The following is a 9,815-nucleotide window of genomic DNA, read 5'->3' on the forward strand; positions in this document are numbered from 1 at the left end:
AATATGCAGATAGTATAACAATCACTTCCTGCTGAATTGATTCAGGTCAGGCCAAATGGTGGTAATTTATACACAAAATGCTGGCCCGGTTCACTTTTTTTACAACGAATTATAAAAGCTCAAACATCTTGCCTTCCTTGGGTACGACCGAACAGGGATCCTGATGAATGATGACATCCGATCCCGGGAAACGCCGTAAAATTGCCTGCTCTACCTGTTCAGCCACTAAATGCGCCTGAACGAGCGGCAGATTATCTTCCATTTCCAAATGAATCTGAATAAAGCGGGTCGGCCCTGACTGCCGCGTGCGAAGATCGTGAGCGCCGCTGACTCCAGGCCATGACGTCACAATATCAATAATTTCCTGACGTTCTTCATCGGGTAAAGCGCGATCCAGCAAAGACTGTACCGCCTCATAACCCATGCGTAATGCACTATATAAAATATAGATGCCAATCCCGAGCGCAAACAAGGCATCTGCGCGATGCCAGCCGTACCATGCCAGCCCAAGCGCCACGAGAATCGCACCGTTCATCATAACATCAGACTGATAATGAAGCATATCCGCCCTAACGGCCTGACTTTGCGTGCGCTTCACCACCCAGCGCTGAAACGAGACCAGAATGATTGTACACACTAACGCAATGATGGTGACAACCACCCCGACGCCAGGATCTTTCATTGGCGTGGGTTGGATGAGATGCTGAATCCCGGTCAGGAATAAAAACAGCGCCGAACCGGAAATAAACATGCTTTGCGCCAGCGCCGCCAGCGATTCCGCTTTTCCGTGTCCGAACGTATGTTCATCATCGGCCGGTTGCAAAGAATAGCGCACCACCAACAGGTTGGTTAACGACGCGGCGATGTCCACCAAAGAATCCACCAGCGCTGCCAGAATACTGACCGATCCGGTGTACCACCACGCAAAAATCTTGATCAAAAGTAACAGCGATGCCATCACGGTCGCCGCGATAGCCGCCCGGCTAACCAGCCGCCCATAGGTTTGATTCATAAACACTCCTGCCATGATATGCCGCTAGTATAACGGATGAAGTAAAACAGTCAGGCAATAACCGAGTGACAAATTTTGGGCAAAAAAAACCCCCACATCATGTGGGGGAAGACAGGGATGGTGTCTATGGCAAGGAAAACAGGGTTACTACTGGGAACGTGAGTTGCTACTACTCAATAAATTCAACGATGAGCTTTTTTTCCAGTGCGCTACGTCGCGCAGTTGCTCCATTCGTTGTTCATGTCTCTCATTTAAAACCGCTTGCTGCTCGGGCGTTAACAGGCGATACATCTGGTTGCGAACCTTGGCTATTTCAACCTGGCGGGCAACCTGTTCTTGCGCCATTCTTTCTGCCTGAGCGCGCACAGCGCGTTCATCAAATTTCTCTGCGGTGACAAGGCGATGCATTGTCTCCATTTCGCTAACATTAACAGGAGGCTGTTCGTGTCTTGCCTGCTGCATTAAATCTCGCATCTGTTGACGTTGATGTTCGGTTAAACTGATACCGTCGAACATGTGGCTCTGAACGCTGCGTTGCGCGGAGCCTTCACCCAGGTGCCAGTGATCGCCTGTGACGACTTCAGCTGCATGGCTTAAAGTACTCAGTGCCAGCGTTGAGGCCATGACGGCAGCGGTAACTTTGCCCATCACTTGCTCCCAAAATCTTTTCTGTCGCGATTCAACGAGAGACAGTTTACGATTCGGGCTGCAAACATGCGTCAGGGGGTGTAAAACAACGTAAAGTCATAGATTAGCGACGCCTGATGACGTAATTTCTGCCTCGGAGGTACGTAAACAATGAATAAAATCCTGTTAGTTGATGATGACCGAGAGCTGACTTCCCTGTTAAAGGAGTTGCTCGAAATGGAAGGTTTCGATGTGCTGGTTGCCTATGATGGGGAACAGGCGCTTGAGCTTCTGGATGACAGCATCGATTTACTTTTGCTCGACGTCATGATGCCGAAGAAAAATGGCATTGATACGCTGAAAGCACTTCGTCAGACACACCAGACACCCGTAATCATGCTGACCGCTCGCGGCAGCGAATTGGATCGCGTACTTGGCCTTGAGCTGGGCGCGGACGACTATTTACCCAAACCGTTTAACGACCGTGAACTGGTCGCGCGCATCCGCGCTATTTTGCGTCGCTCACACTGGAGCGAACAGCAGCAGAACAGCGACAACGGTTCGCCGACTCTGGAAGTGGATGCGTTAAGCCTTAATCCGGGTCGCCAGGAAGCCAGCTTTGACGGGCAAACCCTGGAGTTAACCGGCACCGAATTCACCCTGCTCTATTTGCTGGCACAGCATCTCGGTCAGGTGGTTTCGCGTGAACACCTGAGCCAGGAAGTGCTGGGCAAACGCCTGACGCCTTTCGATCGCGCGATCGACATGCATATCTCGAACCTGCGTCGTAAGCTGCCAGAACGTAAAGACGGACACCCGTGGTTTAAAACCCTGCGCGGTCGCGGCTACCTGATGGTCTCCGCTTCATGATAGGGAGCTTAACCGCACGCATCTTTGCCATCTTCTGGTTGACGCTGGCACTGGTGTTGATGTTGGTACTGATGTTACCCAAGCTTGATTCACGCCAGATGACCGAGCTACTGGACAGCGAGCAGCGCCAGGGGTTGATGATTGAGCAACACGTTGAAGCTGAACTGGCGAACGATCCACCCAACGATTTGATGTGGTGGCGTCGCTTGTTTCGGGCGATAGACAAGTGGGCACCGCCAGGACAGCGGTTATTGCTTGTTACGACGGAAGGACGCGTGATCGGCGCAGAACGCAACGAAATGCAGATCATTCGTAACTTTATTGGTCAGGCCGATAACGCCGACCATCCGCAAAAGAAAAAATACGGTCGCGTTGAGATGGTCGGGCCTTTCTCCGTCAGAGACGGCGAAGATAACTACCAGCTGTATCTCATTCGACCTGCCAGCAGCTCACAATCTGACTTTATCAATCTGTTGTTCGACCGACCGCTGTTGTTGCTGATTGTCACCATGTTAGTCAGCTCTCCGCTACTGCTCTGGCTTGCCTGGAGCCTGGCGAAACCGGCGCGTAAGTTGAAAAACGCGGCAGATGAAGTGGCCCAGGGCAACCTGCGTCAGCATCCGGAACTGGAAGCCGGTCCGCAGGAATTTCTGGCGGCAGGCGCCAGCTTTAACCAGATGGTGACGGCGTTGGAGCGAATGATGACCTCGCAGCAACGCCTGCTGTCGGACATCTCTCACGAGTTGAGAACGCCGTTGACGCGTCTGCAGTTGGGCACCGCGCTGCTGCGCCGTCGTAGCGGTGAAAGCAAAGAGCTGGAGCGTATTGAAACAGAAGCGCATCGACTGGACAGCATGATCAACGACCTGCTGGTGATGTCACGCAATCAGCAGAAAAACGCGCTGGTCAGTGAAACGGTGAAAGCCAATCAGCTGTGGGGTGAAGTGCTGGATAACGCCGCCTTTGAAGCCGAGCAGATGGGTAAATCACTCACGGTGAATTTCCCGCCGGGCCCGTGGCCGCTGTACGGCAACCCAAATGCGCTGGAAAGCGCGCTGGAAAACATTGTGCGCAACGCCCTGCGTTATTCACACACTCAGATTGAAGTTGGCTTCGCGGTGGATATCGATGGGATTACCATCACTGTCGACGACGATGGCCCGGGCGTTAGCCCTGAAGACCGAGAACAGATTTTCCGTCCGTTCTATCGTACCGATGAGGCGCGCGATCGCGAGTCTGGCGGAACAGGTCTGGGTCTGGCGATTGTTGAAACCGCAATCCAACAGCATCGTGGCTGGGTGAAGGCCGAAGACAGCCCGCTGGGTGGTTTGCGGCTGGTAATTTGGTTGCCGCTGTATAAACGCGCTTAACAGGCTTCCCCGGTAACATCGTACCGGGGAAGTTCTCACATTATGCTGCCACAGTCGCAGCCGCTAGCTTTTGCTTTTTAATCCGCTTCACCAGAATGGTTGAACAGATAAAGCCCATTAAGCTGAACGCAATCATCACGCTAAAAACATAGTTATAGCCCGTGATGCCGCTATTGGTATCCAGTAAATAGCCGTATAACGTATACGCAAACATGGCGGGCATATAACCGATGATACAGCCAAATGCCATCGCCGAACCGGCATATTCACGCGGGGTACCAATCTCATCCATTGGTGCAAAGAAAATGGCGCGCTGTGAGAAAATAATCGCCCCAAATCCTAGCGTCGCCGCCATACCGATATACACATTCATCGTTTGATGTGGCAACAGCATAAAAACAACCATAGCAGCAGCAGAGATCAGAAACGTCCACTTCAGGTAAACCGTAGGTGATTTAGCAACCTTATCCGCCAGCAGCCCACCAATCGGCCCTCCCACCATTTTCAATGCATACTGGTTGATGATGCCGTACGCGCCGACGAGCGCTACCGGCAGCATGTAGATATCTTTTAAGAATGGGATGAAGTAAGTCAGGCCACAGTACGCGGCGTAAACAAAGAAAATCCCTAAAGAAGCCAGCCAAACGTTAGGGCAGGACAACACATGTTTGATACCCTTTAAGACTTCCATGTTGGCACTGGTTTTCTCGCCGCCTTTCACTTTGTCATCATCGACAATAAAGTAAGTGAGAACGCCCGCAGCCAGCGTAATTAGCGTATAAAACAACAGACCCGCCTGCATCCCCGCTTTACCTTCACCAAACTGGACGAAAACAAACAGAGCGCCAGAAGCGACGATAACATCCACCACGCCACGTCCGGCTTCTAAAAAGCCAAACATGCGCCCTTGTTCTTCTTGCGTACCTAGCAGACGCACAGCTTTCAATAACACCGGCCAATAAACCACATCGGCAAAGAACGCCATTGCGGCAAAGCAAATAAGATAACCGGTAAATGACGGTAGCGTCGCCAAATATAAACCGCATAGTCCAACGCCGATCAGACCAAATGGTAATAATATTTTCTTGGAATAACGGTCTGCGATATAGAGCGACAGAAAAAGCCCGGTTGTCTGAACAATCGTATAAACGGTAAAACTTAAACCAATTTGCGTATTGGTTAAACCCCAGTCACTTTGCATTGGCACATAGAAAACGTCTTTCATACTTGAAAGTTTGAATATTGTGCCGCCGCCTAAAATTAAAAAACAGAGCCTTGCCCATTTATTCATGAACATAATTAAACCCTCATTGCTTGTTGAGAGAAATATTTAAATTAAATCATGCAGTTAATAAATTAAGAGAGTTATTTTCATAACCCTTTTCGCATTTAATAATATTTAAAGAAGTTTATTTATTACTTGTAAACTTGTCGCATAAATCACGGATATACTTTATTTGAGCAAGAGCATGTTCTTTTTCCTGCGCCAGTCGCGCATCAATCATGTTACTGTCGGGCAGCGGCGTATAGCTTGCATCGCGCCATGGGATCCAGGGATTCTCACCTTCATCATCAAAACGAAATGCCGGAGCATAATATTCAACTTCCTCTTCCAGACCAAAAGCATTTACTTGCGGTTTATCCTCACCTAAAAGTAATAATGCCTTAAGCATCTCTTCCATTGGTAAATCACCGTATCCTGAACGACAAGCCTCATGCCCCCAGCCTTTACCTTCTTTAATAATTTTTGCGTCTTTGATATGCACCTGAGTGATTAGAGGGGACATGACTTCTAACGCAGAAAGCGGCTGCTCATTGGCGTTAATCATGTTGCCAAAATCAAACAGAATAGAGAGATTCTTCATTCCACTATTATTAACCAGCGTCACCAGTTCATGGCCTTGCAGATCTTCATGCTGTTCGATAGTAAAGCTTAGTCCGCAATCGTCATACTGAGACAGCCACGCAATATCATTGGCAATCTTTGCCATGACATCGTTGAGATGTCCTTCATAGCGCGGGTAGAAACGTACTGAAGTTGCGCCAGTTGCCACAGCAATACGGATCGCATCCGTCAATGTCGCCTTGTCCGATGCGCTCGTTTCAATATGTACATCGAGGTTATATTTTTTTGCCTTTTCTTTAAAATCGTGCAACTGCCGATCGTTTAGTTTCTGCAGTGATTGGGACTCACCATCCTCAACATGTATTTTCACTCCCTTTAATTGTTGCTGATGCGCAATATCCAGAAGATCGCCCGGAAGGACTCTCTCATAGCGCATATTCAGATGAAAGGCATAAGCATGTAGGTACAGTGGTATATTTCTCGCACGTTCAGCGAGAAGTTCTTGGTTGCATTTTCCCATTATTTTTCTCATTCATCACGAATAACAAGTTCCACAGATTCAAGTCGCCAGTATTCAAAATCAACCTGAACCACTTTTTTATCTCGGGTAGCCCGATGTTTTTCTACTAAAATTCCATAAGTATTAGGCGCAACGCCCAACTCTTTGCAGGCCACTTCTGGCATATTGACCGGTTTAAAAATCATTTCTTTGATATTTAAAGCATGACCAAACGCATCTTCCCAGACGCTGGCAAAAGACTGATTGCCCAATTTGTTAATGAATCCTGGCGCAACATCAGCATCAATATAGGACTCATGGTAAAACACTTTATGCGAATCAAGACCACACCAACCGGTAACTAAATAGCGATCACCGGAGGAGAGAAAAACATCATCAACATGGTGCGGAACCGTCGCAATCGTTTCTTTGGTTAAATAACCCCAAAAAGGCTTGCGCCCCTGAGCACAGGCTTCAGCATTAAAGCTGGAAAGTGATTTGGGATTATAAATAAATCGCTTCGATGAAATAAACCAACCACTGCGGTTCTTTCGGAAGATACGCGCATCGATCTCAAGCTCAATCAGAACCTGACGTAAAGTCATGCGCTTCGCATCCAGCAACTCACATAACTCTCTCTCCGAAGGCAATTTAGAGCCCGCTGGCAAATTATTCTCGTTTAACCAGCTTTCAAAGCGCTCTCTAAGCACATCAACATTGTTTTTCTTTTTCATCTTGCTCATCTGGTTTAAACCAATTTAAAGCTAAGATATTTGAGTGCAGGAAATACTCAAGTTTTTTTTCAACACAGAGTTTCTTTTTGTGGGCCAGGTATCAAGAATGGACTGAAAACATGGCGTGACAGGCAGGTTTTTTTACCCGCTTTAGTATGCAGAGATTAGTATGCAGAGATAAGAACCACGAGAGAGGCAAATCAGGTGTTACCACCTGATTTAATTGCATGGCCAGAATGGCTTTATTTTCCCCACAAACGGCGGGAATTGTCTTCGATCTTGCAGCTTAAACGACGCTTTTGCATCGTTCTGGTCCAGCTTTTCGATAACCCGGCAGCCGAGAGTAAACGGTGATATTGTGAGTCATCAAACGGCATATGCCAGGCAATGGCAATCGCCTCCCGCACGCTGACGTCGCTGACGCGTGAAGCCAGGATCAAAGGCGCGTCCGCCGACACCTGGCCTGGAGCGATGACGCTACACAACCAGCCCGTCTTGCCTGCCTCCTGCATCTGGCTGGCCATATCGCTGATGCCAAAATGGAAATTCAACTTAAAGCACGGCGAGCGCGGCTGCGTGACCTGAATCAGCGCATCTCCCCACTGGAAAATGTCGCCAATAAATACATTCTCTTCCGTTAGCCCCTCAGTAGAGAGATTCTCGCCAAACGCGGGCGCGACAAAGCGCTCTGCCTGCTCCGGAAACTCTTGTCTCCAGTGCTGATAGTGTTCACGCGGATAGTGGCACAGCGCGCGATCCGGCCCACCGTGAATTTTCGTTTCCGCCTGTTCATCACCCGTCAGCCCCAGTTCGGTCAGCATCAGCTCGCCGTCAACCTGGACCTTAGCAATCGCGCTGGGACGGCTTCCCGTGTAGTCCCGAACCTTGCCTGTAAAAACATCGACCGGATATCGCATCTGTTCCCTCTCCCGATAAATTTCCCCCATTACACCACATTTATTTTACCCCAGTCGCTCAAAATGAGAGCACGGTTCACATGAAACTTAGGGACACATGCTATCAATGTAATCTGGTTTTGAAACATCATTTCAAATAAGGAGTCAACAACGTGACTGGTCAATCGCAATTTGCTGGCGTCTGGTGTCCTTCCATTACGCCAATGGATAATGACGGCAAGATCGATCTTAACGGTCTGAGCCAGCATCTCAAACGCCTTACCGAGGCCAAAATCGACGTGATTTTGCTGATGGGTAGCATCGGGGAATTTGCCTCCTTTACGCTCGAAGAAAAGCTGTTACTGATCCGCGAGGCCCGCGCTATGAGCTCGCTGAAGATGGTCGCCAACGTCTCATCCACCTGCCAGAATGATGTGCTGTTGATGGCGCAGGAAGCGTATCGCGCCGATTACGACGCCGTGATGATCCTGCCGCCTTACTACTATGGGCAAACGGCAAAACAGCTGCTGAGCTACTTCCGTCAGTTGGGGCAGAAGCTCAGCGGTAAATGGTTTGCCTATAACTTTCCGGCGCGCACTGGTTGCGATTTAACGCCCGAACTGGTTGCCACCCTCGCCGCCGAGTTCCCCAACTTCGCAGGCATTAAAGATACCGTCGACTGCCAGTCCCATACTCGCAGTATGATCCAGACCACCCGCGCCGTACGGGAGGATTTTGCCGTGTTGTCCGGCTATGACGAATACTACATTCCTAACCTGCTGGCAGGCGGCGCGGGGGTGATTTCAGGATTAAACAACGTCATGCCTGAACTGTTTGTCAGCGCACGGGAAGCATTTAAACAGGGCGACCTGACAGCACTTCGCGACATTCAGGACCAGATTGGCACCTACATGTCCATCTACGCCATCGGCGAAGATTTCGTCACCACCATCAAAACCGTGGTATCGCGTAAGTTTGGCTATTGCACCGGCGTGTCACGAAATGCCGGCGGAGAGTTGAACGAGGGTGAGTGTCGGACCATCGATGAGGTATTTGTCGTCAAAGCCTAAATCGTTAAGCCGGATGGAACAGACCATCCGGCAAAAGAGACTTACTTCACGGCGCTACGAATATCAATTTCCGCCGCCCTGGCTTTAACTCTTTTCGACCAGATGGAAGTGATAATCGGCACCAGAATGGAGGTCACAATCACCGACGTGGCGACAAGGGAAGTTGCTGCCGGCGCCATCGGTTTAAATGCCGGAACCATTTCAGCAATCAGCACTGGCGTAGCGACCGCCGCACCGGCTGAGCTGGAGGCCGCAATCCCCGCTGTGCCATCGCCGCCACCAATCAGTTTATCGGCGATAATCAATGGAATACCGGTAATGATAATTACCGCCACGCCCAGCAAAATACCCAGTACACCGGTCTGCGCAATCACGCTCAAATCAATGGTGTTACCAAGCGCGAAGGCAAAGAAAGGAATCAATGTCTGCACCGCTTTGCTGAAGAACTCCCGCAGCTCAGGGTCCAGATTCCCCAGCGCAAAGCCAATCAGGAACGGTAATACGGCCCCCACAAACACGTGTGGTTCAAACGAAGCGATCCCGGCGGTTCCCAGAATCACCATAGTCATCAGCGGGCCAGACTCCAGCGACATCAGGACAAACGCCCCGGCCTCTTCTTTGGTGCCGTACTGCTGCATAATCGAGGCATACAGCCCGCCGTTGGTCATATCCATGGCGGCCACCAGCGCCAGCGTAGACAACCCGGCGAAGAAACCAACTTCTACACCATGTTCCGGCAGAATACGTGAAGCAATCGCCGCGACCACCCACGCTACCAGGATCTTGGTTATGACCAGCGTGCCTGATTTACGCAGTACGGTACCGGTAGCGCTTAGCTTGATCGACGCCCCCATACAAAAGAACCAGACCGCCAGAATAGGCACCGTACCG

At 50.0% G+C, this 9,815-nt stretch carries 10 protein-coding genes; 3 read left to right on the forward strand and 7 right to left on the reverse strand.

Features of this window, described 5'->3' with window-relative positions; translation table 11 throughout:
• Nucleotides 1-109: 109 nt before the first annotated feature.
• Both fieF and cpxP read right to left on the reverse strand, forming a co-directional pair.
• Entirely contained in the window at nt 110-1,012 is a 903-nt protein-coding gene (fieF, locus tag KQJ19_RS08555; protein WP_016155246.1) for a CDF family cation-efflux transporter FieF, read from the reverse strand.
• A 147-nt stretch (nt 1,013-1,159) separates the two neighbouring features.
• Nucleotides 1,160-1,660: a cell-envelope stress modulator CpxP gene (cpxP, locus tag KQJ19_RS08560; protein WP_016155211.1), complete on the reverse strand. Its 501-nt coding sequence runs from the start codon at nt 1,658-1,660 to the stop codon at nt 1,160-1,162.
• Nucleotides 1,661-1,810: 150 nt separating this feature from the next.
• Between cpxP and cpxR the strand changes: the two genes are divergently transcribed.
• Complete coding sequence (gene cpxR / locus KQJ19_RS08565; RefSeq protein ID WP_006686193.1) at nt 1,811-2,509, forward strand: envelope stress response regulator transcription factor CpxR; 699 nt, start codon at nt 1,811-1,813, stop codon at nt 2,507-2,509.
• The gene (cpxA, locus tag KQJ19_RS08570) at nt 2,506-3,879 is read left to right on the forward strand and encodes an envelope stress sensor histidine kinase CpxA (RefSeq protein ID WP_016155210.1); all 1,374 of its coding nucleotides are present in this window, start codon (nt 2,506-2,508) and stop codon (nt 3,877-3,879) included. The genes cpxR and cpxA overlap by 4 nt, the downstream gene beginning before the upstream one ends.
• A gap of 40 nt (nt 3,880-3,919) precedes the next feature.
• Here cpxA and KQJ19_RS08575 read toward each other — a convergent pair whose 3' ends face one another.
• The 4 genes from KQJ19_RS08575 to yiiM all read right to left on the reverse strand — a co-directional run bounded on the left by KQJ19_RS08575 (nt 3,920) and on the right by yiiM (nt 7,875).
• On the reverse strand, nt 3,920-5,170 hold the full coding sequence (locus KQJ19_RS08575) for an MFS transporter (protein ID WP_029139693.1): 1,251 nt from the start codon (nt 5,168-5,170) through the stop codon (nt 3,920-3,922).
• A 118-nt stretch (nt 5,171-5,288) separates the two neighbouring features.
• The gene (locus tag KQJ19_RS08580; protein ID WP_153689841.1) at nt 5,289-6,245 is read right to left on the reverse strand and encodes a TIM barrel protein; all 957 of its coding nucleotides are present in this window, start codon (nt 6,243-6,245) and stop codon (nt 5,289-5,291) included.
• Nucleotides 6,246-6,253: 8 nt separating this feature from the next.
• Complete coding sequence (locus KQJ19_RS08585; RefSeq protein WP_019077919.1) at nt 6,254-6,958, reverse strand: GntR family transcriptional regulator; 705 nt, start codon at nt 6,956-6,958, stop codon at nt 6,254-6,256.
• Between the two features lie 242 nt (nt 6,959-7,200).
• Nucleotides 7,201-7,875 carry a 6-hydroxyaminopurine reductase gene (yiiM, locus tag KQJ19_RS08590; RefSeq protein WP_047497551.1) on the reverse strand — a complete coding sequence of 225 codons (675 nt, stop codon included), beginning with the start codon at nt 7,873-7,875 and terminating at the stop codon, nt 7,201-7,203.
• Nucleotides 7,876-8,027: 152 nt separating this feature from the next.
• Between yiiM and KQJ19_RS08595 the strand changes: the two genes are divergently transcribed.
• A complete protein-coding gene (locus KQJ19_RS08595) occupies nt 8,028-8,924 on the forward strand; it encodes a dihydrodipicolinate synthase family protein (protein ID WP_016155205.1) in 897 nt (298 codons plus the stop codon).
• Between the two features lie 41 nt (nt 8,925-8,965).
• On the opposite strand, the gene kdgT is transcribed toward KQJ19_RS08595, so the two are convergent.
• On the reverse strand, nt 8,966-9,815 hold an 850-nt coding region (gene kdgT, locus KQJ19_RS08600; RefSeq protein WP_216403547.1), incomplete at its 5' end, for a 2-keto-3-deoxygluconate transporter.

Origin of the sequence: Citrobacter sp. S46_ASV_140, assembly GCF_018919545.1 — a bacterium.
GTDB lineage: Bacteria > Pseudomonadota > Gammaproteobacteria > Enterobacterales > Enterobacteriaceae > Citrobacter > Citrobacter braakii.